General features: G+C 62.9%; 28 protein-coding genes and 1 tRNA gene. 19 read left to right on the forward strand and 10 right to left on the reverse strand.

The features are described from left to right. Window positions 1-149 precede the first annotated feature (149 nt). Complete coding sequence (locus FCK22_RS18820; RefSeq protein ID WP_169306044.1) at window positions 150-308, forward strand: hypothetical protein; 159 nt, start codon at window positions 150-152, stop codon at window positions 306-308. Between the two features lie 32 nt (window positions 309-340). After that, entirely contained in the window at window positions 341-1,351 is a 1,011-nt protein-coding gene (locus tag FCK22_RS01525) for a tyrosine-type recombinase/integrase (RefSeq protein WP_136720154.1), read from the forward strand. 121 nt (window positions 1,352-1,472) lie between these two features. Here FCK22_RS01525 and FCK22_RS01530 read toward each other — a convergent pair. After that, window positions 1,473-1,556 (reverse strand) — tRNA-Leu (locus tag FCK22_RS01530). Window positions 1,557-1,682: 126 nt separating this feature from the next. Here FCK22_RS01530 and FCK22_RS01535 point away from each other — a divergent pair. The 4 genes from FCK22_RS01535 to FCK22_RS01550 all read left to right on the forward strand — a co-directional run bounded on the left by FCK22_RS01535 (window position 1,683) and on the right by FCK22_RS01550 (window position 4,845). Then, window positions 1,683-2,261, forward strand: coding sequence for a YqaA family protein (locus tag FCK22_RS01535; protein ID WP_067262013.1), 579 nt, complete (start codon window positions 1,683-1,685; stop codon window positions 2,259-2,261). Then, window positions 2,258-2,725, forward strand: coding sequence for a disulfide bond formation protein B (locus tag FCK22_RS01540; RefSeq protein ID WP_067262011.1), 468 nt, complete (start codon window positions 2,258-2,260; stop codon window positions 2,723-2,725). The genes FCK22_RS01535 and FCK22_RS01540 overlap by 4 nt, the downstream gene beginning before the upstream one ends. 132 nt (window positions 2,726-2,857) lie before the next feature. Further along, the gene (rocF, locus tag FCK22_RS01545; protein ID WP_067262009.1) at window positions 2,858-3,781 is read left to right on the forward strand and encodes an arginase; all 924 of its coding nucleotides are present in this window, start codon (window positions 2,858-2,860) and stop codon (window positions 3,779-3,781) included. 14 nt (window positions 3,782-3,795) lie between these two features. Continuing rightward, entirely contained in the window at window positions 3,796-4,845 is a 1,050-nt protein-coding gene (locus FCK22_RS01550; protein WP_067262008.1) for an ornithine cyclodeaminase, read from the forward strand. A 33-nt stretch (window positions 4,846-4,878) separates the two neighbouring features. On the opposite strand, the gene FCK22_RS01555 is transcribed toward FCK22_RS01550, so the two are convergent. Continuing rightward, window positions 4,879-6,045: an FAD-dependent monooxygenase gene (locus tag FCK22_RS01555; RefSeq protein WP_067262005.1), complete on the reverse strand. Its 1,167-nt coding sequence runs from the start codon at window positions 6,043-6,045 to the stop codon at window positions 4,879-4,881. Between the two features lie 59 nt (window positions 6,046-6,104). After that, on the reverse strand, window positions 6,105-6,527 hold the full coding sequence (dksA, locus tag FCK22_RS01560; RefSeq protein ID WP_067262021.1) for an RNA polymerase-binding protein DksA: 423 nt from the start codon (window positions 6,525-6,527) through the stop codon (window positions 6,105-6,107). 169 nt (window positions 6,528-6,696) lie between these two features. Between dksA and FCK22_RS01565 the strand changes: the two genes are divergently transcribed. From FCK22_RS01565 to FCK22_RS01590, 6 genes are all read left to right on the forward strand, one after another. Continuing rightward, window positions 6,697-7,536 carry a MoxR family ATPase gene (locus FCK22_RS01565; protein ID WP_067262003.1) on the forward strand — a complete coding sequence of 280 codons (840 nt, stop codon included), beginning with the start codon at window positions 6,697-6,699 and terminating at the stop codon, window positions 7,534-7,536. A gap of 223 nt (window positions 7,537-7,759) precedes the next feature. Continuing rightward, window positions 7,760-9,130 (forward strand): DUF2927 domain-containing protein, encoded by a 1,371-nt coding sequence (locus FCK22_RS01570; protein ID WP_067262019.1) that lies wholly within the window; start codon window positions 7,760-7,762, stop codon window positions 9,128-9,130. A gap of 27 nt (window positions 9,131-9,157) precedes the next feature. After that, the gene (locus tag FCK22_RS01575; protein ID WP_067262001.1) at window positions 9,158-9,328 is read left to right on the forward strand and encodes an apolipoprotein acyltransferase; all 171 of its coding nucleotides are present in this window, start codon (window positions 9,158-9,160) and stop codon (window positions 9,326-9,328) included. Continuing rightward, on the forward strand, window positions 9,328-10,515 hold the full coding sequence (locus FCK22_RS01580) for a VWA domain-containing protein (protein ID WP_136720155.1): 1,188 nt from the start codon (window positions 9,328-9,330) through the stop codon (window positions 10,513-10,515). Before FCK22_RS01575 ends, FCK22_RS01580 begins: the two co-directional genes overlap by 1 nt. 71 nt (window positions 10,516-10,586) lie before the next feature. After that, window positions 10,587-11,018 (forward strand): OsmC family protein, encoded by a 432-nt coding sequence (locus FCK22_RS01585; protein WP_067268678.1) that lies wholly within the window; start codon window positions 10,587-10,589, stop codon window positions 11,016-11,018. A gap of 72 nt (window positions 11,019-11,090) precedes the next feature. Next, a complete protein-coding gene (locus FCK22_RS01590) occupies window positions 11,091-11,774 on the forward strand; it encodes a M48 family metalloprotease (protein ID WP_067268677.1) in 684 nt (227 codons plus the stop codon). A 1-nt stretch (window position 11,775) separates the two neighbouring features. Here the strand turns inward: FCK22_RS01590 and FCK22_RS01595 are convergent, their stop codons facing one another. The 4 genes from FCK22_RS01595 to FCK22_RS01610 all read right to left on the reverse strand — a co-directional run bounded on the left by FCK22_RS01595 (window position 11,776) and on the right by FCK22_RS01610 (window position 16,677). Then, window positions 11,776-12,327 carry a PIN domain-containing protein gene (locus FCK22_RS01595; RefSeq protein ID WP_067268675.1) on the reverse strand — a complete coding sequence of 184 codons (552 nt, stop codon included), beginning with the start codon at window positions 12,325-12,327 and terminating at the stop codon, window positions 11,776-11,778. Then, window positions 12,327-13,553 carry a class I SAM-dependent rRNA methyltransferase gene (locus FCK22_RS01600; protein ID WP_067268673.1) on the reverse strand — a complete coding sequence of 409 codons (1,227 nt, stop codon included), beginning with the start codon at window positions 13,551-13,553 and terminating at the stop codon, window positions 12,327-12,329. The genes FCK22_RS01595 and FCK22_RS01600 overlap by 1 nt, the downstream gene beginning before the upstream one ends. Before the next feature lie 62 nt (window positions 13,554-13,615). Beyond that, window positions 13,616-13,879, reverse strand: a complete 264-nt coding sequence (locus FCK22_RS01605; protein ID WP_067268671.1) for a hypothetical protein — start codon at window positions 13,877-13,879, stop codon at window positions 13,616-13,618. Further along, window positions 13,876-16,677 (reverse strand): glutamine-synthetase adenylyltransferase, encoded by a 2,802-nt coding sequence (locus FCK22_RS01610; RefSeq protein ID WP_067268670.1) that lies wholly within the window; start codon window positions 16,675-16,677, stop codon window positions 13,876-13,878. Before FCK22_RS01610 ends, FCK22_RS01605 begins: the two co-directional genes overlap by 4 nt. 95 nt (window positions 16,678-16,772) lie before the next feature. Here FCK22_RS01610 and FCK22_RS01615 point away from each other — a divergent pair, with 95 nt between their 5' ends. The 6 genes from FCK22_RS01615 (at window position 16,773) to ilvN (ending at window position 21,951) form a co-directional block, all read left to right on the forward strand. Further along, complete coding sequence (locus FCK22_RS01615) at window positions 16,773-17,246, forward strand: YbaK/EbsC family protein (protein ID WP_067268669.1); 474 nt, start codon at window positions 16,773-16,775, stop codon at window positions 17,244-17,246. Window positions 17,247-17,379: 133 nt separating this feature from the next. Beyond that, entirely contained in the window at window positions 17,380-17,787 is a 408-nt protein-coding gene (locus tag FCK22_RS01620) for a DUF2852 domain-containing protein (protein ID WP_067268668.1), read from the forward strand. A 59-nt stretch (window positions 17,788-17,846) separates the two neighbouring features. Then, window positions 17,847-18,284, forward strand: coding sequence for an RDD family protein (locus tag FCK22_RS01625; protein ID WP_067268666.1), 438 nt, complete (start codon window positions 17,847-17,849; stop codon window positions 18,282-18,284). A gap of 72 nt (window positions 18,285-18,356) precedes the next feature. Further along, complete coding sequence (locus FCK22_RS01630; RefSeq protein WP_067268665.1) at window positions 18,357-19,175, forward strand: arginyltransferase; 819 nt, start codon at window positions 18,357-18,359, stop codon at window positions 19,173-19,175. A 388-nt stretch (window positions 19,176-19,563) separates the two neighbouring features. After that, window positions 19,564-21,318 (forward strand): acetolactate synthase 3 large subunit, encoded by a 1,755-nt coding sequence (locus FCK22_RS01635; protein ID WP_067268663.1) that lies wholly within the window; start codon window positions 19,564-19,566, stop codon window positions 21,316-21,318. 144 nt (window positions 21,319-21,462) lie between these two features. Further along, window positions 21,463-21,951 carry an acetolactate synthase small subunit gene (gene ilvN, locus FCK22_RS01640; RefSeq protein WP_248646408.1) on the forward strand — a complete coding sequence of 163 codons (489 nt, stop codon included), beginning with the start codon at window positions 21,463-21,465 and terminating at the stop codon, window positions 21,949-21,951. 12 nt (window positions 21,952-21,963) lie between these two features. Here ilvN and FCK22_RS01645 read toward each other — a convergent pair whose 3' ends face one another. Next, window positions 21,964-22,323 carry a hypothetical protein gene (locus tag FCK22_RS01645; protein WP_067268660.1) on the reverse strand — a complete coding sequence of 120 codons (360 nt, stop codon included), beginning with the start codon at window positions 22,321-22,323 and terminating at the stop codon, window positions 21,964-21,966. 217 nt (window positions 22,324-22,540) lie between these two features. Here FCK22_RS01645 and FCK22_RS01650 point away from each other — a divergent pair, with 217 nt between their 5' ends. Continuing rightward, window positions 22,541-23,338, forward strand: coding sequence for a helix-turn-helix transcriptional regulator (locus FCK22_RS01650; protein ID WP_169306045.1), 798 nt, complete (start codon window positions 22,541-22,543; stop codon window positions 23,336-23,338). 6 nt (window positions 23,339-23,344) lie between these two features. Here the strand turns inward: FCK22_RS01650 and FCK22_RS01655 are convergent, their stop codons facing one another. Next, window positions 23,345-24,754, reverse strand: coding sequence for an amidase (locus FCK22_RS01655; RefSeq protein WP_067268682.1), 1,410 nt, complete (start codon window positions 24,752-24,754; stop codon window positions 23,345-23,347). A 48-nt stretch (window positions 24,755-24,802) separates the two neighbouring features. After that, window positions 24,803-25,927, reverse strand: coding sequence for a peptide chain release factor 2 (prfB, locus tag FCK22_RS01660; protein WP_067268656.1), 1,125 nt, complete (start codon window positions 25,925-25,927; stop codon window positions 24,803-24,805). Window positions 25,928-26,049: the final 122 nt, after the last annotated feature.

Here is a 26,049-nt window from a genome sequence, read left to right on the forward strand (position 1 = left end):
CTGCCTCTTGCTCCTTGATCATCCCAATAATCTGCGCCTCGGTAAAACGGCTTTTCCGCATTCGTCTGCTCCTTCAGGGTTGGGCAGACTCTACATCATGGTGAGGGATTTCGCGGGGGGCAGGTCAGAAGGAAAATACGGCGGCGGCTATGTTCGACATGACCACAACCGAATTTCGCGAGCTTGTCGCGCAAGGCGCGCTCCCCAGTCCGGTGAAGATTGGGAACTTAAAACGCTGGCGTGTCGACCTTCTGCACGCCGTATTTGACGCAGAGGCCGCGCGTTCAGAAGAAGAGTTTACCCTTTGAAACCTGCAAAACCCCGCGTGTCCAAGCCACGCTTGAACTGGAAGTGGAACGCGCGACGCGAGACGTGGGATCCGTATCATCGCGTGGTCTGGCGCGATGGCGAAAAACAGAAATCTCGAGAAATTAAGCTCGACTGGGGCGGCGACTTCAAAAAGCTGGATGAGCTGTACTGGAAAGCTCAAGGCGGAAAATTGGATCAGCAGGCCAGGCCGCAGAATTACACTTGGCGTGAATGCATCGAGGCATGGCGCAGTGACCTAACACACGGAGCTGGAAAGGTTGCAGCAAGTACGGCTAAAAGCTACCGCGCGCCGATGGACCGGGTCATGGAAAAGAACGGCAGCATGGACATGCGTAAGACCGAGCGCAAAATAGTGAAGGCGGCGCTCACACAGATGCAGGACACTCCACGCAAAGCCTCTCGGTTCGGTCAGACCATCAGCTTGCTCTGGAACTACGCTCTCCGGGAACTTGATTGGCCGCTTGGCGGGAACCCGGCCGCAGGCCTTGGCAAACATAAACCTAGCAAACAATACAAGCCTTGGCCAAAGTGGATGGTTGCAGCTCTTTCCGATGCACCGGAGCGCGTCCGGGTGGCAGCCGCTCTGATCATCGGGACCGGCCAACGACCAGGTGCCGCGATCGCAATGCGTTGGGACCAGTTTCAAGGGGAATGGATGACGGTAGTCGACGACAAGGCAGATGAGGAACTAGAAGTCTATTGCCCGCAATCACTACAAGCTGCGCTGGAGACCTTTGAGAGAAGTGGTGAGCACGTCCTTTCTAAAAACCTACGCGAACCCTTAGGATATAACTCGGTCGAGAAAACTTTCCGCGCGTGGCGGGGGTCGCTCGGTAGACGGGCCTCACCTTACGTGCTCCATGGTCTACGCAAACTTGCCATTGTCGAGCTTGCCGAAGCCGGAGCGAGCGATGCTGAGATCCAAGCGGTCACAGGTCAAAGTGCTGAGATGGTCGCATACTATCGGAAGGACGCCAGCAGAAAGAAGCTCAGCCGCGCTGCCCAAGAAAGGCGTGGATGAACGGCTCTGGAACAACCGAGTGTGAGTCATTTGTGTGAGTCACGTCGTCAGAATCTAAAAACACAAGCCATCAGAAAACAAAATACCTGATTTTCCGTAAGAAAATCAGGTATTTGTATATTGGTACCCAAGGCCGGACTCGAACCGGCACGCCTCGCGGCGGGGGATTTTGAATCCCCTGCGTCTACCATTCCGCCACTTGGGCACGTAGGGCGATGTAGCCTGCAAAAGCGGCAGGAGCAAGTGGATTTTCACCCATGCCGCGCGCACAGTTGCTTGACCTTGGACGCGCGACATGGTGAGGCATTCAAAACAGCCGGAGCCCCCGATAATGATCCGCCGCCTTTATGACTGGACCCTGGGCCTGGCCCAACATCGCCATGCCCTCTGGGCGCTTGCCGTTGTCGCATTTGTCGAAAGCTCCTTCTTTCCAATCCCTCCTGACATCCTGATGATCCCGATGATCATCGCGCGGCCAAATCGCGCTTGGCTGATCGCCGGGGTGGCGCTGCTCGCGTCGGTCTTGGGCGGGCTTTTGGGCTATGCCATCGGCGCGCTGGCCTTTGAGAACCTTGGCCAGCCGATCCTTGCAAGTCTGGGCAAGTCCGATGCGATGGCGGAATTCTCGACCCGGTTCAATGACATGGGCTTTTGGGCGGTGCTGGTCGCCGGAGTCACCCCCTTCCCTTACAAGGTCATCACGATCATGTCGGGCTGGACGGGTATGCCGCTTGGTACCTTTATCATGACCTCGATCCTCGCCCGCGGGCTGCGGTTCTTTGTCGTGGCGGGGCTGCTGTGGCGCTTTGGCGCACCGATCCGAGACTTCATTGAACGACGCTTGGGTTTGATGTTCACATTGGCCGTCGCCCTGCTGATCGGCGGCTTCATGGTGGTGAAGGTTCTATGACGGGTAAGACATTGACTTCGCTGGCGACGCTCGGTTCGGCCGCGCTGTTGCTGGGAGCTTTCGGGTTTCAACATCTGGGCGGCTACGCGCCCTGTCAGATGTGCCTTTGGCAGCGCTGGCCCCATGCGGCGGCGGTGCTGATCGGGGCAATCGTGCTGCTCGGCGGGCCGCGCGTGATGGCCTGGCTCGGCGCCTTGGCGGCGGCGGTGACCGCGCTGATCGGCGTCTTTCATGCCGGTGTGGAATGGGGCTGGTGGCCGGGGCCAAGCTCCTGCACCGGCGGCGGCATGGATTTGGGCAGCCTCGATGGCGGGTCGCTGCTGTCGACCGAAGGCCCGAGTGGCTTGGTCATGTGCGATGAGATCGTCTGGCAGTTTCTGGGCCTGTCGATGGCCGGGTGGAACGCGATTTTCTCTTTCATCCTGGTCGGCCTTTGGGTCGCCGCCGCGCGGAAGGCGACCTGAAACACGAGAACCCGACAAACCGGACAGGCAACCTTACATTTTGTCAAAAACACCCCCGAAACGGACAGTTTGACGGCTTGTCGTTCGACAGATGCGCGGATTATCTGAGATCAAACATCTCAGGAGTCCCCCATGTCGAACCAACAGAACTGTATTTTGCTGGGCGTTCCGCTGGACAGCGGCAAACGCCGTCGCGGCTGCCTGATGGGGCCGGACGCCTATCGCACCGCGGGGCTGGAGCGCGCGCTACGTGACCTCGGCCATAGCGTGACCGACCGCGGCAATGTGGCCCCTGCCCCCTTTCACGCCAAAGAGCATGAGAAGCTGCACGCGCTAGAAGAGACCATCGCCTGGACCGAGAGCCTCGCCGCCGCCGCCGATGCGGCGATGGACGACGGGCTGCCGATTTTCATGGGCGGCGACCATGCGCTGGCCCTTGGCACCGTGCTGGGCGCGATGCGCCACGCCGAAAAGGCAGGCCGCCCGCTCTTCGTGCTCTGGCTCGATGCGCATACGGATTTCCACACGCCCCAGACCAGCGACAGCGGCAATCTGCACGGCACGCCTTTGGGCTATGTCACTGGGCGCGAGGGGTTTGACGGCTTTCCGAAGATCGACAGCCCCCTGCCCCATGACAATATCGCCATGATCGGGCTGCGCTCCGTCGATGCCGCCGAACGCGCCGCGCTGCAGGAAACCACCGTCACCTACGTCGACATGCGCGAGATCGACGAGAGCGGCATCGCCAAGCCGCTGCAGCGTTTCCTCGACAAGGTCGAGGCCGCGGGCGGCATGCTGCATGTCTCGCTCGACGTCGATTTCCTCGACCCTTCCGTCGCGCCCGCCGTGGGCACCACCGTGCCGGGCGGTGCCACCGTGCGCGAGGGCCATCTGGTGATGGAGATGCTCTCGGACAGCGGGCTGATGACCTCGCTCGATCTGGTGGAGCTGAACCCCTTCCTCGATGAACGCGGCCGCACCGCGCAGCTGATGGTCGACCTCACCGCCTCGGCCTTTGGCCGCCGCGTCTTTGACCGCCCCACACGCGCATATTGATTGGAGACCCCAAGATGACCAACCTCAAACCCTCCGACAAGGCGCTGGTGCCCTTCGTTTCCGTCGACCAGATGATGAAGCTGATCCACCATGTTGGCGTCGAAGAGATGCTGCGCGGGCTGGCCGACTACATCGAAGCCGATTTCAAACGTTGGGAGCTTTTCGACAAGACCCCGCGCGTGGCGAGCCACTCCGAGAAGGGCGTGATCGAGTTGATGCCGACCTCCGACGGCGACGTCTACGGCTTCAAATACGTCAACGGCCATCCCGACAACACCAAGACCGGCTTTCAGACCGTCACTGCATTCGGCCTTTTGGCCAATGTGGCCAACGGCTACCCGGTGCTGCTGACCGAGATGACGATCCTTACCGCGCTGCGCACGGCGGCGACCTCGGCGGTGGTGGCGCGGCTGCTGGCGCCCAAGGGCAGCCGTGTCATGGCGATGATCGGCAACGGCGCGCAGTCCGAGTTCCAGAGCCTTGCCATGAAGGCGATCTGCGGCGTGGACGAGGTGCGGCTTTACGACATCGACCGCGCGGCGACCGCGAAATGCGCGCGCAATCTGGCGGGCTCGGGGCTGAAGGTCGTGGAATGCGACACCGCCGAAGACGCGATCATGGGCGCGCAGATCATCACCACCTGCACCGCGGACAAGCAATATGCCACGATCCTGACCGACAATATGGTCGGCTCCGGCGTGCATATCAACGCGATCGGCGGCGACTGTCCGGGCAAAACGGAACTCGCGCCCGCGATCCTGCACCGCTCGGGGATCTTCGTGGAATACCCCGAGCAGACCCGCATCGAGGGCGAAATCCAGCAGCTTGAGCCTGACCATCCGGTGACCGAGATTTGGCAGGTGCTGACCGGTCAGGCAGAGGGCCGCCGCGATGCGCAACAGATCACGCTGTTTGATTCCGTGGGCTTCGCGATCGAGGATTTCTCGGCCCTGCGCTATGTCCGCGACCAGATTGCTGAGACCGGGCTGTTCCAACCGCTCGACCTGCTGGCCGATCCGGATGATCCGCGCGACCTGTTTGGCATGCTGCAACGCGCGGGCTGAGTGTTCGGGGCCGCCGTCGTTAAACGGCGGCCTCTACCCTTTCGTCACGTCATGGGCGTAGAGCCAATCGAAGGCCCGCAGCATCGCGCCGGGGGCCAGCGTTGAGGCGATGCGCAGGCCGGTATGGGCGGCAAAGCGGATCGGACCTGAGCGCAGGTGATAGCGGGTGGCATTGCCTTCGGAAGTTTTCACGATGCGCCGTGCTCGGTCGATACGCGCGGCCTGATAGGCGGTGAGCGCCGCGTCGCGCGGATGGCGGCTTAGGCAATCTGCCAAAACCCATGCATCCTCCAACGCCATATTGGCGCCCTGCGCCAGAAAGGGCAGTGTCGGATGGGCCGCGTCGCCCAAAAGCGCGACGCCATCGGCCTGCCAATTGGCGGCAACGGGGTGGTGGTGCAGCCCCCAGAGGGTGACCTCCTCCACCGCCTCCAACATCTGCGCGGCCTGTGCCCCGAAACCGGCAAAGGCGCGGCGCAGGTTGGCGGGATCGTCGCGATGGTGCCAGCCTTCGGCGGCCCAATCTTCACGCTCTTCCACGGCCACGAGGTTGACCATGCGCCCCTCGCGCACCGGGTAGCTGACAAGATGTTTCCCCGGCCCCATGGTGACCCGCGCCTCGGGCGGATGATCGACCACGTTGGGAATAAGCGCCCGCCATGCGACCTGCCCCGAAAAACGGGCCTGATCCGCCCCGTTCAACTGCACCCGCCCGACCGAATGGATGCCATCGGCAGCCACTACCAGCTCTGCCCGCCGCCGCCCGCCGCGGGCCATCTGCACCTGCGGCAGCGCGCCGGGATGGATGGAGGCGACCTGCGCATCGGTCTCGAAACTGACATTGGCCCGCTGTGCGGCCTCGCGCAGAAGGTCGATCAGATCGGCACGGTGGAGAAAGTAATAACGCTGGTCCTGCGGCAGGCGGGTCAGATCCAGCCGCGCCACTTGGCCGCCCTTGGCATAGTCGCAAAGCCGTACCGCCTGCCCGCGCACCGCACCGCGCGCCGCCAGCCCGCGCTCAAGCCCCAGCCCGCGTAGGACGGCGAGGCCATTGGGGCTGATCTGAAGCCCGGCACCGATCTCGGAAAAGCGCGCGGCCTGTTCCAACAGGGTCACGGCCACGCCACGCCGCGCCAGCGCTGTGGCCAGCGCCAGCCCGCCGATCCCGCCGCCCACGACAATCGCATTGGAAGGTTTCATTCGCGCCCCAACCACAAACGCCGAAGCATTTGCCCCGGCGTGTGGTGTTTCAGGTGATGTCAGTCGTCGCGGTGGACTTTCTCGCGCCGCTCGTGACGCTCTTGCGCCTCAAGGGTCATGGTGGCGATGGGCCGTGCATCCAGCCGTTTGAGCGAGATCGGATCGCCGGTGACCATGCAGTAACCGAACTCTCCCTCGTCGATCCGCCGCAGCGCCGCGTCGATCTTGCCGACCAGTTTACGCGCCCGATCCCGGGTGCGCAGTTCCAAGGCGCGGTCAGTCTCTTCCGAGGCGCGGTCGGTCACATCCGGGATGTTCCGGGTGCCGTCTTGCAGTGTTTCGATGGTGTCGCGGCTGCCTGCCAACAGTTCCGCTTTCCAGTTGATCAGCTTGCGCCGAAAGTACTCAAGCTGACGGTCATTCATGAATGGCTCGTCCTCGGCCGGACGATAGTCGTCCGGCAGGAAGATTTCCTGCTTCATTTGTTTTTCCCCGGCGTTTTTCAATTCAGACATTAAAAAGGCCTGTCTCCCGACATCGTCCCCTGCCGCAGCGTCTATCTGAGCGGGTAACAATTGTCACTACACAATCCCTTTGATTTTTGGTTAAAGGCCAAGGATCAAGCGCCCGTCACACGAGGTTGAAAACAAGATGAAATTCCAAGGCACCAAAGACTACGTCGCCACCGAGGACCTGAAAATTGCCGTCAATGCGGCGGTGACGCTGGAGCGGCCTTTGCTGGTGAAGGGCGAGCCGGGCACCGGCAAGACCGAGCTTGCGCGGCAGGTGAGCGACGCGTTGGGCCTGCGGATGATCGAATGGAACATCAAATCGACCACCCGGGCGCAACAGGGACTTTACGAATATGACGCCGTGAACCGCCTGCGCGACAGCCAGTTGGGCGATGAGCGTGTGCATGACGTGAAGAACTACATCCGCAAGGGCAAGCTCTGGCAGGCTTTCGAGGCGGATGAGAAGGTCGTGCTCTTGATCGACGAGATCGACAAGGCCGACATCGAGTTTCCCAACGATCTGTTGCAGGAACTCGATAAGATGGAATTCTTCGTCTACGAGACGGGCGAGACGATCCGCGCGGGCCAGCGCCCCATCGTCATCATCACCTCGAACAACGAAAAGGAACTGCCCGACGCCTTCCTGCGCCGCTGTTTCTTTCACTACATCCAATTTCCCGACATGGAGACGCTGAAACAGATCGTCGAAGTGCACCATCCGGGCATCAAGCAACAGCTTCTGACCACCGCGCTGACGCAGTTCTACGAGATCCGCGAACAGCAGGGGCTGAAGAAGAAGCCCTCAACCTCCGAGGTGTTGGACTGGCTGAAACTGCTGCTGGCCGAGGATATGGACGCCGAAGATCTGGCCAAGGACGGTCCCAACGCCCTGCCCAAGCTGCATGGCGCGCTGCTGAAGAACGAGCAGGACGTGCATCTGTTTGAGCGGCTGGCCTTTATGGCGCGTCGCCAGCGGTAGGGCGGCAACACAAATGCGACTTTACGTCAAAAGCGGGTATTTTCCTCGCTTTTGATTTTTCGCCTGCCTAGGCTGAGGTCAATCACGGGCGCAAAGACCCGGGTTCAAACGACCGATGGGGCAGGCAGATGCAAGGACACTCAGCAACCGCGCCACGCGCATATTGGGATAGAGCAGCCCACGCAGGGAAGCAGAGAGGCCCCCGCGTATGATGCCCCGGCGCATGAGACGCAGCGTGAAGGCGCGGCTGATCCTGCCGCTGATGCTGCTGCTGAACGCCTGCGTGCCCGCCTCGCATTCCGAGGTGGCAACCCGCGCGGTCATCGCCGACAGCACCCTGCCCCCGATGAAACAGTTCACCCAAGCCCGCCCCGCTCAGCCGCATGTGTCGAATGCCGCGCTGGCGGAGGATTTCCTCGACCTGTCCTTCCGGATGGAAAGTGGCCGCGCCCTGCCCGTTCTGACCCGTTTCGAGGGGCCGATCACCCTGCACGTGCTGGGCCAGCCGCCCGCCACGTTGGGGCCGGACCTTGCGCGTCTGCTGGCCCGTCTGCGCCGCGAGGCCGGGATCGAACTGCGTGAGGTCACGGGCGGAGAGGCCAGCATCACCATTCAAGCGGTGCAGCGCGCCCAAATCCGGCGGCTCTTGCCGCAGGCGGCCTGTTTCGTGGTGCCAAACGTCAGCACGCTTGAGGAATACCGCCGCACGCGGCGCTCGCCCGCCACCGATTGGACCCGCCTGACCGAACGGCGCAAGCTGGCGATTTTTCTGCCCAATGACGTGAGTCCGCAAGAAAGCCGCGACTGTCTGCATGAGGAACTGGCCCAAGCGCTTGGGCCGCTGAACGATCTCTACCGCCTGCCGGATTCGGTCTTTAACGACGACAATGTACATACGGTGCTGACCGGTTTCGACATGCTGGTGCTGCGCATCTATTATGATCCCGCGCTGCGCTCGGGCATGAACCGCGAAGAGGTCGCCGCCCGTCTGCCGGGCATTCTGGCCCGGGTGAACCCCGCAGGCGGCACCGTCGCCCCCCGCCCCGCCCGCGCCACGCCGCAGGTCTGGAGCCGCGCGATCCAAACGGCCCTTGGCCGCGACGTGGGCCGCAACGCCCGGCTGAAGGCCGCCCGTGACGCGCTGCGCATTGCCGAGACGCAGGGCTGGCAGGACAACCGCCACGCCTTTTCGCATTACGCCATGGGCCGGGTCATCCAGATGACCGAACCCGCCGCCGCACAGGCGCATTACCAAACGGCTGACGCCCTCTATGCCCGCACCCCCGGCACCACGCTGCACCGCGCCTATGTCGCCACCCAGCGGGCAGGCTATGCGGTGACCATCGGCGACGGCGCAGGCGCGCTGGCCTTGATCGCGCCGCATCTGCCCGTGGCCGAAGCCAGCGAAAACGCCGCCCTTCTGGCCACGCTCATGCTGCTCAAAGCCGAAGCGCTGGAGATCGAAGGCCGCGGCATTGAGGCGCGCCGCGTCAGGCTGGACAGCATCGGCTGGGCGCGATACGGCTTTGGCCCTGACTGGGCCGTGCGGGCCAAGCTGCGCGAGATCGCAAGCCTGAACCCGCGCAATGGATAGGCCCGCGAAACAAACGGGCAATAGGTTATGATAGCACTCGGATTGGCATTGATCGGCGCGATTATCGGCGGGCTGACCGCACGCAAACGCGGCGGGAACCGCAAGGACATCGCGCAATATGCCGCGGGCTATGGCATGGCCTTTCTCATCGTCGGCATGATCGCCACGGTTCTGCTGGACCGCGCATTGAGCGTCTGATGTTTCTGCCCTTCTTCGATCAGCTGCGCCGCCACAATGTTCCGGTCTCCCTGCGGGAGTTTCTGGCCTTTCTCGAAGGTATGAAAGCGGGGCTTGCGACCTATGACGTTGAGGCGTTTTACTACCTCGCCCGCGTGTCGATGGTCAAAGATGAGCGCAACATCGACAAGTTCGACCGCGCTTTCGCCGCCGCCTTCAAAGGGTTGGAGAAGATCAGCCTCGACGATGTGCTCGACGCCGTGGACCTGCCCGAAGACTGGTTGCGCAAGATGGCCGAAAAGCACCTGAGCGAAGAAGAAAAGGCCGAGATCGAAGCCATGGGCGGCTTCGACAAGCTGATGGAGACGCTGAAAAAGCGGCTGGAAGAGCAGAAGGGCCGGCATCAGGGCGGCTCCAAATGGGTCGGCACGGCGGGCACCTCGCCCTTCGGCGCCTATGGCTACAATCCCGAGGGCGTGCGGATCGGCCAGAAGGAAAGCCGCCACCAACGCGCGGTCAAGGTCTGGGACAAGCGCGAATTCCGCAACCTAGACGACAATGTCGAGATCGGCACCCGCAATATCAAACTGGCACTGAAACGCCTGCGCCGTTGGGCGCGCGATGGCGCGGCAGAGGAGTTTGACCTCAACGGCACGATCCGCGCCACGGCGGAACATGGCTATCTCGACGTTAAAACCCGGCCCGAGCGGCGCAACGCGGTGAAAGTGCTGCTGTTTCTCGACATCGGCGGTTCGATGGATCCGCATGTGAAAGTGGTCGAGGAACTCTTCAGCGCCGCAAAGGGCGAATTCAAACATCTCGAACATTTCTACTTCCACAACTGCCTCTACGAAGGCGTGTGGCGCGACAACCGCCGCCGTTGGGATGCGCAGATCCCCACCCATGAGGTGCTGCGCAGCTATGGGTCTGACTACAAATGCATTTTCGTGGGCGACGCCAGCATGTCACCCTATGAGATCGCCTATCCGGGCGGCGCGAATGAACATTGGAACGCCGAGGCCGGGGCGACTTGGCTGGCACGCGCACGCGACCAATGGCCAAACCACCTGTGGATCAATCCCGTCCCCGAACGGCAGTGGGGCTACACCCAATCCATCGCGATGATCCAAGAGATTTTCGGCCCCGAGGCCATGGTGCCCATGACGCTCGAAGGGTTGAGCCGGGGCATCAAGACCATGACGCGCTAACCCCTTCCTTGACAGCCTGCCGCGCCGCGCCACCTCAGGGGGCGAAGGCAAGCAATGTGGAAGGAAATAGAATGTCCCCGATCATCAAATCCGGCAGCGCGAAATGGGAAGGCTCGCTCAAAGAGGGCAATGGCCATGTCTCGACCGAAAGCGGCGTGCTGTCCGACCAGCCCTATGGTTTCAACACCCGTTTCGAGGGCAAGCAAGGCACCAACCCCGAAGAGTTGATCGGTGCGGCCCATGCCTCCTGCTTTTCCATGGCCCTGTCGATGATCCTTGGGCAAAGCGACCTGACGCCCGACAGTATCGAGACCAAAGCCGAGGTTCATCTGGAAGAGAAAGACGGCGGCTTTCATGTGCCCAAGGTGCATCTGACGGTTGAGGCCAGCATTCCCGGCGCGAGCCAAGAGGACTTCGACAAGGCCGCGAAAACCGCCAAGGAGAACTGCCCGATCTCTAAGCTGCTGACGGCAGAGATCACGGTGGACGCGAAACTCGTCTGATCGCCAAGAATACCACCGGGGCGCAGGCCATGGCCGCTTGCCCCCGGTCCCCCCGCTCCCCATATTGGGCGCATGATCCGCGTTATCCCCATCCTTCTCGCCGTCCTCTATGCGCTGGCGATGTACCGTTTCTCGGCTTGGCGCACGGCGCGGGAGTTGGATGCAAAATCGACGCCGCTGGTCGATCCGAAGTTGAACGAGATCAGCAACCGCATGGCCCGCGCGCTCGACCTGCCGCGCATCAAAGTGCATCTTTATGAGATCGAACCCGTCAACGGGCTGGCCGCCCCCGATGGGCGGATTTTCATTACCCGCGGTTTCTACAACAAATTCCGCCAAGGTGCCGTAACGGCTGAAGAATTGGCAAGCGTTATCGCGCATGAATTGGGCCATGTCGCCCTTGGCCATTCGCGCCGCCGGATGATTGATTTCTCGGGCCAGAACGCCCTGCGCACGGCCCTTGCGATGGTGCTGGGGCGGCTCATTCCCGGCATCGGCGTCTGGATCGCCAGCGGGCTAACCAGCCTGCTTGCCGCTAGGCTGTCGCGCAATGACGAATATGAGGCCGACGCCTATGCCGCCGCCCTGCTCACCAAGGCCGGGATCGGCATTGGCCCGCAAATCTCCCTGTTTGAAAAGCTCGACGCGCTCAGCCAATCCGGCGGCAACCGTCCGCCCGCGTGGTTGTTGAGCCATCCAAAAACGGAAGAGCGGATCGACAAGCTGCGGCAAATGCAGTTGCGGTGGGACGGCTGACCTAACCCAAAGCCTTTGCCAGCCGAGGCAGCCGCGCCTTTTTCAGCAGCGCCCGCATCTCCCATGGCTCCCCCGAAAGCCGCCGCGCCTCTTGCAGGACGGCTGCTGCCACGGGGGCGACCATCTCCGGCGTCGCCTGCCAGATGCCATGCAGGTAGCTGTCGGGATCGGCCCGGCTCAGCCCCTCTTCGGCGAGGATTTGGCGCGGGAAGTCCTTAGCGTTCAGCGTCAGGATCATATCGGCGCTGCTGGCCACGGCGACGGCCAGCACATGGATGTCATTGGCATCCGGCAGCCAGAGCCGCGCTTGCAGACCGGGGGAAGCCTCGCGCTCGGCCCCCGGCCAATTGCCACGCAACAGCGCGATCTCGGCCCGCGCCTGCGCTTCGCCCGCGGGGCCAAGTTTGACTGCCGCGCGGGCCCATTCCTCTAAGATACGCGCCGACCAAATCGGCTCGAACGCGCCCCCTGCGGCCACGCCGAGCACCATTTCGCGCATCACCGTGGGGTAAAGCACGCAAGTGTCGATCAGCACGCGGGGGCGCGTTTCCATCACAGGCGGAAGAACAGCGATTTGAGGTAGCCGCTTTCCGCAAGCTGCGGCAGTTGCGGGTGGTCCGCCCCGGCGAAACCGGTGTGCAGCAGCATGGCGCGGCGTCCGGCCCGACCGATGCCGCGGACGGAGGCGGTGCGGAATTGGTTCAGATCAGCGGCATGTGAGCAGGAGCAGAGCCCCAGAATGCCATTCTCTGCCACCAGCTGCGCCGAGAGCCGCGCGACACGCTCATAGGCACGCAGCCCTGCGTCGACCGCTTGGCGCGAGGGGGCAAAGGCGGGCGGGTCGCAGATCACCACGTCGAAAGTCTCGCCCTCGTCCCGCAGGGCGGTGAGCACATCGAAAGCATCGCCTTGGCGGGTGGCGAAACGGTCTTGCATGCCCATCGCCGTGGCCCCGGCCTCGGCCAGTTCCAGCGCGGGGGCGGAGCCGTCCACCGCCAGCGCCGAGGATGCGCCGCCCGCAAGTGCTGCGAGGGAGAAGCCGCCGACGTGGGAGAAGACATCGAGCACCCGTGCGCCATTCCGCGCGAGGTTAGCGGCAAAGGCGTGGTTCGGGCGTTGGTCGTAGAACAGGCCGGTTTTCTGCCCGCCGGTGAGGTCGGCCATATAGGTCGCGCCATTCATCGGCACCGGCAGCGGCCCCTCGGGCACTTCGCCCGCCAGCGTGGAAGAGGCATCGTCGAGCCCTTCGAGCTTGCGGGTCCGGCCAGAGGCGTTTTTCAGCACGTTGTGCACGCCCGTCACGGATTGCAGCGCGGCGACGAGCGGCTCAATCAGCGCGTCGGCCCAAGCAGCATTGGGTTGGATCACGCAGGTATCGCCAAAACGGTCGATGATGACACCCGGCAGGCCATCGGCCTCGGCATGGATCAGGCGGTAATAGGGCTGATCGTAAAGCTGGCTGCGCAGTTGAAGGGCGCGATTTAGGCGGGCTTCGAACCACGCCTGATCGATCTGCGCCTCAGCGTCTTGGTCGATCATCCGGGCAATGATCTTGGAATTCGAATTGACCGCGACCAGCCCCATGGGCTTGCGCTCGGCATCCTCCAACAGCGCCAGCGTGCCGGGGGCGAGCCCGCGCGTGCGGCGGTCGGTGACCAGTTCATTGGCGTAGACCCAAGGAAAGCCGTGGCGGATGGCGCGGGCGTTGGCCTTGGGCAATAGGCGCACCACGGGACGTGTGGCAGGCTGCGGGGCGGAGGGGGTTTGGGGCGTTGTCATAGCGCCCCTCGTACTGCGTTCGCGCGGCTGGGGAAAGAGGTTTCGCGAGCCCCGATCGGCGGTCAGTTGCGCGCCCTGCCCCGCCAGCCGCCCCGACGGCGCGGGGTGGTCAGCGTCGTCTGCCCCTCGCGCAGCACTTGGGTCATCGGGTGATCGGCGGCGGCGCGGTGCCGTTCCAGCAATCGGGTGATGGCGGCGGCGCTGTCCTGCCCTTCGGGCAAGCTCAGGGCCCAATCGAGGAAGATGCTGCGGCATTCGGCGGGCCCGATCCCCTCCATGCGGTAGGATTCGCGGATCAGGCCCTTGGGGTCATCGGGATCGCTCATGCGCCCTCCCGCCCCGGCACTGGCAGCGCCGCGTTGATGATCTGCGCGGCGCTGTCGTAGTCGGTCTGCATCTTGCTTTCCAGGGCAGAAAGGTCGTCACATTCCAGCACCCGGCAGAGGAAACTCGCCCCCGCCTGCCCCATCGCCCCCACCTCAATCGGATTGGCCGAGAGCAGCCGCGCGGCGCAGTTCAGGGTCCAAGCGTCGGTATAGGCGGCGGAGAGGGTCGCCTCCCCTTCGGTGTCGATCATCCCTTCGTCGCGGGCGGCGGCAAGGCCTGCGTCGATCTCACGCGCGCCAGTGCCGCCGATGAGCGCCCCCGCCTGCGCGAAAAGTTCAATATCCTGCAATCGTCCCGCGCCGGTCTTGGCGTCGAGCGCGCCTGCGGGGCTGCGGGCGGCGGCGATGCGGCGGCGCATATCAGCCACCTCTCCCAGCACCTTGTCACGCGGGGCGGCACGGCTGAGGATGTCTTTGCACAGCGCGTCAACATCGCGGCCCAGATCCTCTGCCCCCGCGATTACCCGGGCACGGGTAAGGGCCAGATGCTCCCACACCCATGCTTGCTCTTTCTGATAGCTCTCGAAACTGGCAAGGCTGGTCGCCACCGGCCCCTGATTGCCCGAAGGGCGCAGGCGCATGTCGATGTCGTAAAGCTTGCCTTGGGCCATCGGCGCGGTCATCGCGGTGATCATCGCTTGGGTCAGCCGCGCATAATAGCTGCGCGTGGCGAGGGGTTTGGGGCCATCGGAACTCTCCACCCCATCGGCGTCATAGATCACCAGCATATCGAGGTCCGAAGTCGGCGTGAGCCGCCCGGCCCCGAGCGAGCCCATGCCAAGGATCACCGCCCCGCGCCCCGGCGGCGGGCCATGGCGGGTGGCGAATTGATCGACGACCACGGGCCAAAGCGCCTGCAAGACGGCTTGGGCAAGCTCGGCATATTGCCGCCCGGCGGTGGCCGCGTCGATCAGCCCGCGCAGCAGATGCACGCCGATCCGAAAATGCCATTCGCGCGCCCAACGGCGGGTGCCGTCAAGGCGCAATTCATAATCCGCCTCCCCCGCCAGATGCTGCGCCAGCATCTCGGTCAGCTTGGTCTGCCCCGGCCAGTCCGAAAAGAAATCCCCGCCGATCACCGCGTCGAAAACGCCGGAGTTGCGCGACAGATGCGTGGCCAGCGCGGGCGATGTGGCAACGATATCCACCAAGAGATCGCCCAGTTGCGGATTGGCCCGCAAAAGCGAGAAGAGCTGCACCCCGGCGGGCAACCCGGCGAGAAATCCGTCAAAGGCCAAGAGCCCCTCGTCCGGCTTGGCGGATTGCGCCAGACGGTCGAGCAGCAGTGGCTTCAACCGCCCGAAAATATCCGCCCCCCGTTCCGAGCGCAGCGCGGGATAACTGGGCCAACGGTCCAGCACCGACGTGTCGAATTGATGCGCCGGGCGGGCGGCTTCGGGCTCTTCCCTCGTGGCGGCGAAAAAGCTTTCGATCAGGTCGTGTACGGCTTGCAGACGTTCATGAAGATCGGCCTGTAAGTCTTTGACATCCATATCCATCATGGCCGCCAGCCGATCAAAGTCTGCGTCATTGCGGGGCAGCGTGTGGGTCTGGGCGTCTTGCACCATCTGCAACCGGTGCTCGACCGTGCGATGCGCGCGGTAGTGGTTGCCAAGCGTCTCGGCCACCTCCTCGGGCACCCAACCTTTGTCGGCCAGCACCTGCAAACCTGCCAGCGTCCCGCGGGGCCGCAGGTCCGCATCCCGGCCCCCGGCGATGAGCTGCCGGGTCTGGGTGAAAAACTCGATCTCGCGGATGCCGCCCCGGCCCAGTTTCATGTCATGGCCCGGCAGGGTGATTGGGCCGCCCAAGCCCTTGTGCTCACGGATCGCCAGCCGCATGTCGTGGGCGTCTTGGATCGCGGCGAAATCCAGATGGCGGCGCCAGACGAAAGGGCGCAGCGCTTGCAAAAACGCCTCGCCTGCCGCGATGTCGCCCACTGCCGGGCGGGCCTTGATATAGGCCGCGCGCTCCCACGTACGGCCAAGGCTTTCGTAGTAGCGTTCCGCCGCCTCCATCGCGATGCAGACGGGGGTGACCGCCGGGTCGGGGCGCAGGCGTAGGTCGGTGCGGAAGACATAGCCTTGGGCAGTATTCTCGCTCAGCGTGGCAGACATGGCACGCGTGGCTTTGACGAAGGCGCTGCGGGCGGTGTGGAAATCATCCGGCGCAAAACGGCTTTCGTCGAAAAGGCAGATCAGGTCGATGTCGGAGGAATAGTTCAGCTCCCCCGCGCCCATCTTGCCCATGGCAAAGACGACCATGCCGGCGCAATCGGAAAGATCGTCCATCGTCATGCCCGGCAGCTTGCCGCGTTTGATCTGTGCCGCCAGCCCCGCGCGCAGGGCCGCGCCGCAGGCGGCATCGGCGTAATCCGTCAGCGCACCTGTCACCTCCTCCAGCGACCATGCCCCGCCCAGATCGGCCAACGCGGTCAGCAACGCCATACGCCGCTTGCCCTGCCGCAGCCCATCGGCAAGCCGGTCGGGGGCCAGTTCGGCCGCTGCCGCGCAATTCTCGGCCAGAGCGGCTTCGGGATTGGCCACCGCCGCGCTCAGCCAGCCCGCCTCTTTCTCCAAAAGCGCCATCAGATAGGGCGCGGTCGAGGCCGCAGCCGAGATCATTTCGCGCAACTCCGGCGCGAGATCGGGCAGCAGCGCCGCCGCATCCTGCGCGCGTTCGCGGTGATAGACACGGGGGGAACGGGTGATCCGGGCGGCGAGAGATGGGTCTGTCATGGCGCCAGCTTTGCGGGCTGATCCAAGCGGCGTCAATGGGGGTTGCGGCAGGACGCGGGCTTGCTACGACTTTGCCGTCTAGCAAAGGAAAGAAGATGAGCAAAAGTTTGAAACGGGTCCGCGCCACGCTGGAGGCCGCAGGGGTGACACCGGAAATCCGCGAGACGGCTTTGGCACGGACGGCTGTGGATGCGGCCACGGCGCTTGATTGCGCGGTTGACCAGATCGCGAAATCAATCGTTCTGCGCGGTGAAAACAGCGGGGCGGCGCTGCTCTTCATCACCGCGGGCGCGCAGCAGGTCGATCTCGAACAGGCCGCGGCGCTGGCGGGAGAGCCTTTGGGCAAGGCCGATGCCGCGCTGATCCGGGCGCAGACCGGCTTTGCCATCGGCGGCGTTGCGCCTTTGGGGCATATCACACCGCCGCGCGCTTGGTTTGACCGCAATCTGCTGCAATTCCCGCTGGTCTGGGCCGCTGCGGGCACACCGCATCACGTTTTCAGTCTTGAACCACAGAAAATGGCGCAGCTTTCGGGCGCGCAAGTCGCTGATTTCACTGTCGCTTCCTAAATAATGTAAAAAACATTCACATAGCCCCTTGCGAAACGGGTTCGGCGTTCCGATCTATTCAATGTGAAAGACATTCACATTATCCGAAACGCCCGGGCCGGCGACAGGCCCGTCACGACCGAAAGGCTCAACAATGACGACAGTGACCACCGACCCGACCTACTCCCCCCGCCCCAGCTGGCTGGCCCGGACAGAAGCCTGGATGGACGCACGCGGCAAAGGTGCATGGATCGCCGCCATGGTGCTCGGCTTCATCTTCTTTTGGCCCCTCGGCCTCGCCCTTCTTGCCTATATGACTTGGAGCAAACGCATGTTCTCTTCGAAATCCTGCAACCGCAAATCCAGCCGCGCGATGATGTCGCGCAGCACCGGCAACCGCGCCTTTGACGCCTATAAGGCCGACACGCTGCGCCGTTTGGAGGAAGAGCAGGACAACTTCGAAGCCTTCCTTGAGCGTCTGCGTGAGGCCAAGGACAAGGCCGAGTTCGACCAATTCATGGACGAACGCGCCAAGCGGGACGAGACGGCCACAAACGCCTGATCGCACCCTGACCCCCGCCTCCCGGCCCGCGCGCCGGGGGGCCTTTCGCAGGACAAGACATGACCCAGACCCCAGACCCTGACCTACACCCGCAATTCTATGACGGCATCGCTGGCAAACGGCTGCTGGCTTGGGTCATCGATGTGACCCTTGTCCTGCTCTTTTGCGTGCTGATCTTGCCGTTCACGGCCTTTACGGGGCTGTTCTTTTTCCCCTTCCTGACGCTGGTGGTGGGCTTTGCCTACCGGGTGGCCACGCTGACCAGCGGCTCGGCCACTTGGGGGATGCGCCTGATGGCGATGGAGCTGCGCGACCATCGCGACCGGCCCTTTGATTTCATGACCGCGCTTTTGCATACCATCGGCTATTCGCTGTCGATGACGGTCACCATCATTCAGGTCGTCTCGGCCGTTCTCATCTGCACCACGGCCCGCCGTCAAAGCCTTACGGACATGGCGCTTGGCACCGTGCCGGTGAACCGGCGGCTCAGCCGCTAGGGACGCAGGCAAATTTGCCCTTGGCGGAGCGGGGGGTGGTTGATAGCATCCCCCGATAAATGCTGGAAGCCCATGCGACATACACTGCCTTTGACACCGCAATTCTATGTCACAGCGCCGCAACCCTGCCCCTATCTAGAGGGCCGGATGGAGCGCAAGCTGTTCACCGCCCTTCAGGGCGATAATGCCGCTCGCCTGAATGACAGCCTGTCGAGCCAAGGCTTCCGCCGCTCACAGAATGTTCTGTACCGCCCCTCCTGCGCCGATTGCGCCGCTTGTCTTTCCGCGCGGATCGACGTGGCCGCCTTTCGCCCCAGCAAAAGCCAGCGCCGCATCCTGAAGCGCAACGCAGGCCTTGAGCGCCGCGCGACATCGCCTTGGGCCACGGAAGAGCAATATGATCTCTTCCGCAGCTACCTCGACAGCCGCCACGCGGATGGGGGCATGGCGGATATGGACGTGTTCGAATTCGCTGCCATGATCGAGGAAACCCCGATCCGCAGCCGGGTGATCGAGTATACCGACCCCGAGGCCGACAATGCACTCGTCGGCGTCTGCCTGACCGATGTGCTGAGCGACGGGGTGAGCATGGTCTATTCCTTCTACACCCCCGACCGGCCCCGCAACGGGCTGGGCAATTACATCATCCTCGACCATATCGAAATCGCCCGCGCGGCGGGGCTGCCTTATGTCTATCTTGGCTATTGGGTGCCCGGCAGCCAGAAGATGGGATATAAGGCCAAATTCTCGGGGCTAGAGGTCTATATAGGCGGGCAGTGGCAAAAGATGCGCGATCCTGAGGGTTTCGTGCCCGACCGGCATCCGCTCAGCAACGATCCCATCGCCGAACAGGTGGCCAATATCACCCTGCCGGATGTCAGCCCGCGCTGAGGAAACCTATTGATTTTGGCATTATTACCGGGCGGCCCCTTGGGCTGCCCGTTTTCTTGTGTGCGATACCGCGCCGGAAATGCAGGAAAGTACGCCGCGCCGGTTAAATCTTTCCAAAAATAACGTATATGAGGCGGGATGCGAAATAAACCTACAAATAATCCCGCCCGACGCACAAGATTTTCGCCATTTCGCTGTTGACGCCCCTCTTTCCCCCTCCTAATCTCACGCCACGCTTAGAGGACCCTTAAGATGACCGACCTAGTCATTATTGTAAGACACACGCGCATGGGCCGGTAACGGTAGACCATAATCCTTCCCATGCGCCCCGTCAGACCGGGGGTTTTTTTATGCCAATCGCAATAACCTGCCTTACGGAGCACCCAAGATGAAACGCCAGATGACCGGAGCGAAAATGATCGTCCAAGCCCTGATTGACCAGGGTGTGGACACCGTCTTTGGATATCCCGGTGGCGCGGTGCTACCGATCTATGACGAGGTCTTTCAGCAGAATTCGATCAAGCACGTTCTGGTGCGCCATGAGCAAGGGGCGGTCCACGCCGCCGAAGGCTATGCCCGTTCCACCGGGAAGCCGGGTGTTGTGCTGGTCACCTCCGGCCCCGGGGCCACGAATGCGGTCACGGGCCTTACGGATGCGCTGCTCGACTCCATTCCGCTGGTGGTGCTGACCGGTCAGGTGCCGACCTTCATGATCGGCTCGGACGCCTTTCAAGAGGCCGACACCGTGGGCATCACCCGCCCCTGCACCAAGCACAACTGGCTGGTGAAAGAGACCGACACCCTTGGCGCCACCCTGCACGAAGCCTTCCATGTCGCCACCCATGGCCGCCCTGGCCCGGTGCTGATCGACATCCCCAAGGACGTGCAATTCGCCACCGGCCACTACGAGTCCCCCAAACCCTCGACCTCGCGCTATCAGCCTCAGGTCAAGGGCGACATGGCCGAGATCACCGAACTGGTCGCGGCGATGGAGACGGCGAAGCGTCCGATTTTCTACACCGGCGGCGGGGTCATCAACTCCGGCCCGGCGGCGAGCCAGTTGCTGCGCGAATTGGTTGATGCCACCGGCTTTCCCATCACCTCCACCCTGATGGGCCTCGGCGCCTACCCGGCGTCGGGTGACAAATGGCTTGGGATGCTCGGGATGCACGGGCTTTATGAGGCCAATATGGCAATGCATGACTGTGATCTGATGATCAACATCGGCGCTCGGTTCGATGACCGGATCACCGGCGTGATCGACAGTTTCAGCCCAAAATCCACCAAGGCGCATATCGACATCGACCCTTCGTCGATCAACAAGGTGATCCGCATCGACATCCCCATCGTCGGCGATGTGGCCCATGTGCTCGAAGACCTGCTGAAGGTCTGGAAATCGCGCGGCCGCAAAACCAATAGCGAGGCGGTGGCGAAATGGTGGCAGCAGATCGAAGAATGGCGCAGCATCGACTGCCTCAAGTTCAACCAATCCGGCAAGGTGATCAAACCCCAGCACGCGCTGGCACGGCTTGAAGCGCTGACCAAGGATCACGACCGCTATATCACCACCGAAGTGGGCCAGCACCAGATGTGGGCCGCGCAATACCTCGGCTTTGAGGAGCCGAACCGCTGGATGACCTCGGGCGGCCTTGGCACCATGGGCTATGGTTTCCCCGCCTCCATCGGCGTGCAGATGGCCCACCCCGAGGCGCTGGTGATCAATGTGGCGGGCGAAGCATCGTGGCTGATGAACATGCAAGAGATGGGCACGGCGATGCAATTTGGCCTGCCGGTGAAACAGTTCATCCTCAACAACGAACGCCTCGGCATGGTGCGCCAGTGGCAGGAACTGCTGCATGGTGAGCGCTATTCGCAAAGCTGGTCCGAAGCCCTGCCCGATTTCGTCAAACTGGCCGAAGCCTTTGGCGCCAAGGGGATCATCTGCTCGGACCCGGATGACCTTGATGATGCGATCATGGAGATGATCAACCACGACGGGCCGGTGATCTTTGACTGTCTGGTCGAGAAGCATGAGAACTGCTTCCCGATGATCCCAAGCGGCAAGGCGCATAACGAAATGCTGTTGCCGGGTGATCATGAGACCCAAGGTGTGATCGACGCAAAAGGCTCGGTGTTGGTGTAACCCGTTTTCTTTAAAAGAAAACGTCCCGGAAATTTTTCAAATTTCCGGCGAAGATGAAGAAGGACGAAGACATGGCTGCCCTAAAAATCAAAAAAAGGTGCGACCTCGCATTCCGCCTATAACCTACGGCCCAACTTCTCGGATGTGGTTGAAAAACACACGCTGGCCGTGCTGGTCGAGAACGAGCCCGGCGCGCTGGCGCGGGTGATTGGCCTGTTCTCGGGCCGGGGGTATAACATCGACAGTCTGACTGTGGCCGAGGTGGACCACACCGGGCATCTGTCGCGCATCACCATCGTCACCAGCGGCACGCCGCAGGTGATCGAGCAGATCAAGGCGCAGGTTGGTCGCATCGTGCCGGTGCATGAGGTGCATGACCTCACCGTCGAAGGGCCGAGCGTGGAACGGGAACTGGCGATTTTCAAAGTCGTCGGCAAGGGCGAGCATCGGGTCGAAGCATTGCGGCTGGCGGATATCTTCCGCGCCAATGTGGTCGACAGCACGCTCGAAAGCTTTGTGTTCGAGATCACTGGCGCGCCGGACAAAATTGACGCTTTCGCCGAGTTGATGCGCCCGCTGGGGCTGGCTGATGTCGCCCGCACGGGCGTGGCCGCCCTCGCCCGTGGTGTCTGACACGCGGGGCGTTTAGGCTTTCAGTTGGGCCGCGCGGAATTGGCGCGGTCCGGGCTTGGCGGTAAAGGGAATGATCTGGGCGCCTTGCTGGCGCTTTCCCTCTGTCTCCGACTCTGCCGCCAAAGGGCTATCGTGACGCAGCGCCTCGGGCAGATGCGAAGCCGCTTTCTCCTGAACCAGCCGGGGGTTGTCTGCGATACGCAGCTTGCGATGCACTGAGACGTCGAACTGCACCATATCACCCGTGTCAAACCCCGCCCCCTGCCCGACACGGATCGCCGGCTCTTCGTAATAGGCAAGATCGCCTTGATCTTCGCACCAGAAAACTGCTTTTCCGGCGCTATTATCGCTCCACAGAACTACACCAATCATAGTACACCCCGCTTTCGATGTTTGTTCTCCATTCTGCGACAATCGAAAGGGGTGCAACATAGGTTAAAATGCAACGTCCGCTTGCATTTTGTGTCGGTTCCAGTAGGGTCAGCTACAAATCAGCGTCAGCTTTGACGCGCCTTCGCGTCAGTCTATTAACCATCTGGCCATAACGGCTTTTATTCTAAGGCCGCGACGTAAATCAGAACGAGGCTGCATGTCCGCTCCCAACCGCTCCCCCTCTGAACTTCGTAGCATGTTCGGCGCCAATCTGCGCCAGTTGGCAGCGGATTACCCCTCGATCTCTGACCTTGCCCGGCAGCTTGGCATCAATCGCACGCAGTTCAACCGCTACCTCTCGGGCGAAAGCTTCCCCCGGCCCGATGTGCTGGCCCGGATCTGCCGCTTTTTCGAGATCGACGCGCGGGTGCTGCTGGAGCCCGTGACCGAGATTTCCCTGAACCAAGATCCGATCAACAACAGCTTCCTGCGCGACTTTTTGGGCACCGGGGTTCAGAACGTGCCCGAGGCGGATTTCCCAAGCGGTTTTTACCGTTTCGCGCGGCGGTCTTTTCTGGATCAGGACAGGTTCGTGACCGGCGTGGTTTTTATCACGCGCCATGGCAGCAACACCTTCCTGCGCGGCTATGAGAGCGCGCCATCGCTGCGCGCACAAGAGCTGCCGACCAACCCGATGGCGCGGGAATATCGCGGCATCGTCTCACGGCAAGAGAATGGCGTTTCCATCGTCGTGTCCCGGCGCCGGACGCTGACGGGATCGTTCAACTACCTCAACCGCGTCGCCTCGTTCGAGAACAACTTTTGGGTTGGGTACGTCACCCGCACCGCCCCCGAAAGCGCCGCGGGCACGCGGGTGACCCGGCTGACCTATGAGTATATCGGCAGAGACCCCAAAACCGTGCTGCCCGCCGCGCGGCAGGCGGGGTTCACCGACATCGACGCGCTGATGCCCTACCACCGCCGCCTGCTTCAGCCCGACGCGCCGTTTAACTGAGCCCCGCTAAAGCTGGGGCGGCTGCGCCTGCGGATAGCCCGTCGCCTCATGCCAACCTTGGGCCAATTGCAACAGACGCGCGTCCCTGCCGCGCCTGCCGATCAGTTGCAGCCCCAAGGGCAGACCGCGCGCATCAAAACCCGCGGGGATGTTGACCACCGGCAGGCCGATCAGGCTGGCCGGGACTACCACCTGCATCCAACGGTGATAGGTGTCCAACGGCTGGCCGTCGATCTCAGTCGGGTGCACCTGTTCGACCGCAAAGGGCCAGACCTGCGCCGAGGGCAGCACCAGCACATCGACGTCCTCAAAAAGAGCATCCGCCGCCCGGAACCAATCGGAGCGGATGCTACTGGCGCGTTGGATATCGGTGGCCGAGAACCCCTGCCCCCGCGCGACCTCCCACTGCGCGGCAGGTTTCAGCCCCTCGCGCCGAGCGGGGTCGTCATAGATCGCCCCGAGAGACGCCGCCACGGCAAAGGACCGCAGGGTGATCCAGCTTTCCCACATGGCCTCCGCATCAAAGGGTGCCGCCAAGGGCGTGACCGTATGGCCAAGGTCGGCCAAGCGCTTCAGCGCCGCTTCGCTATGGTCGATGATCCCCGGCGCACAGGGAAAGGCACCGCCCCAGTCGCCCAGCCAGCCGATCCGCTGGGGGGCCAGCGCCGCGTCGATCTGCGGTGCTGCATCGGGGGTGGTGCGGGTCAGCGGTTCGCGCGGATCATAGCCCGTCATCACGTCCAGCAGGGCGGCAAGGTCGCGCGGGCTGCGCGCCATCGGGCCTAAGGTCGAAAGCTGGTGCAGAAACAGATCGCCGTCATTGCCCGAAGGCACCGTGCCCCAGCTGGGCCGCATGCCGTAGACGTTGTTCCACCCCGCCGGATTGCGCAGGGAGCCCATCATGTCGGAGCCATCGGCCACGGCCACCATCCGCGCCGCCAGCGCCGCCGCCGCGCCGCCAGAGGAGCCGCCAGCCGAGCGGCCAAGGTCATAGGGGTTGCAGGTCGCCCCATGCACCGGGTTGAACGTATGGCTGCCAAGGCCGAATTCCGGGGTGTTGGTCTTGCCGAACACAATCGCACCGGCGGCGCGAAGCCGCGCGACCGCCGGGTGATCCCGCGTGGCCGGGGCCGCGCCGAACAGCGGCGAGCCCTGCGAGGTGGGCAGCCCCTCTGCATCCGCCAAATCCTTGATCGCCATGGGAATGCCGTGCAGCCAGCCCTTGCGCGGGGCCGCGTCGGCGGCCTCAGCCTCGGCCAGCAAAGCGTCGCTGTCGCGGAGGGAGACGACGGCATTCACCCTGCCGTTCACCGCCTCGATCCGGGCCAATGTCGCCTGCATCAACTCGACCGCGGAGATCTTTCGCGCGGCCAGTGCCTCAGACAGTTCTGAGGCGTCCCAATTTAGCAATTCCATCATGCCCCCTATTGATCACTGTCATTCCATGAAGGGGACGTCATGGGCTCAGTCGCCCTGCGCCTCGGCCCGGCTTTTGCCCGAGACCGCCAGCGCCAGCGTCGCCCCCATCAGCCCGTCGAGATCGCCGTCGAGCACGCCTTTGGTGTCCGAGGTCTCGTAATTGGTGCGCAGGTCTTTGACCATCTGATAGGGCTGCAGAACGTAGGAGCGGATCTGGTTGCCCCAGCCCGCGTCACCTGCGTTCTCATGCGCCTCGTTCACCAGCGCCGAGCGCTTGTCCAACTCCATCTGATAGAGCCGCGATTTCAGCGCTTTCATGGCGATGTCGCGGTTCTGGTGCTGCGACTTCTCCGAAGAGGTCACGACAATGCCCGTGGGGTGGTGGGTGATCCGCACCGCCGAGTCGGTGGTGTTGACGTGCTGACCGCCCGCGCCGGAGGACCGGTAGGTATCGATGCGAATATCGGAGGGGTTCACCTCGATCTCGATATTGTCGTCGACCACCGGGTAGACCTTCACGGAGGTGAAGGAGGTGTGCCGCTTGGCTGCCGAGTCGAAGGGCGAAATGCGCACCAGACGGTGCACGCCGCTTTCGGACTTCAGCCAGCCATAGGCGTTATGGCCTTCAATCTTATAGGTCGCGGATTTGATGCCAGCCTCGTCACCGGGGCTTTCGGCCTGAAGATCGACCTTATAGCCCTTCTTCTCGGCCCAGCGGACATACATCCGCGCCAGCATGCTGGCCCAATCGCAGCTTTCCGTGCCGCCTGCGCCTGCATTGATCTCAAGGAAGGTGTCGTTGCTGTCGGCCTCACCGTTCAGCAGCGCTTCGAGTTCTTTCTGCGCGGCCTTTTCGGCCAGCGCCTTTAACGCGGCTTCGGCGTCAGAGATGACCTCTTCGTCCTCTTCCATCTCGCCCAGTTCGATCAGTTCGAGATTGTCGGCCAACTCCTGTTTGATGCCCTCATAGGTGTCGATGGCATCGACCAGCGACTGACGCTCGCGCATCAGCTTTTGCGCCGCATCGGGGTTGTCCCAAAGGTTCGGGTCTTCGACGCGGGCGTTGAATTCTTCCAGCCGGTAGGGCGCGGTCTCCACATCCAGTCGCTGGGCCAGCAATTCCAGCGATTTGCTGATCTGGTCCGCGGTATTCTGTGCCTCTGCGCGCATGTGTGCCTGCCTTTGATAAGTAATGCGGCCCCGAAAACCGGAGCCGCACGAGAGATAGACCAGCCCGCCAGCGGCGGCAAGTGGGGGCGGCAAAGCGCAGCTTTGCCCCGCCCCATTCGGCC

Source organism: Sulfitobacter sp. 15WGC (assembly GCF_005068605.1).
Lineage (GTDB): Bacteria > Pseudomonadota > Alphaproteobacteria > Rhodobacterales > Rhodobacteraceae > Sulfitobacter > Sulfitobacter faviae.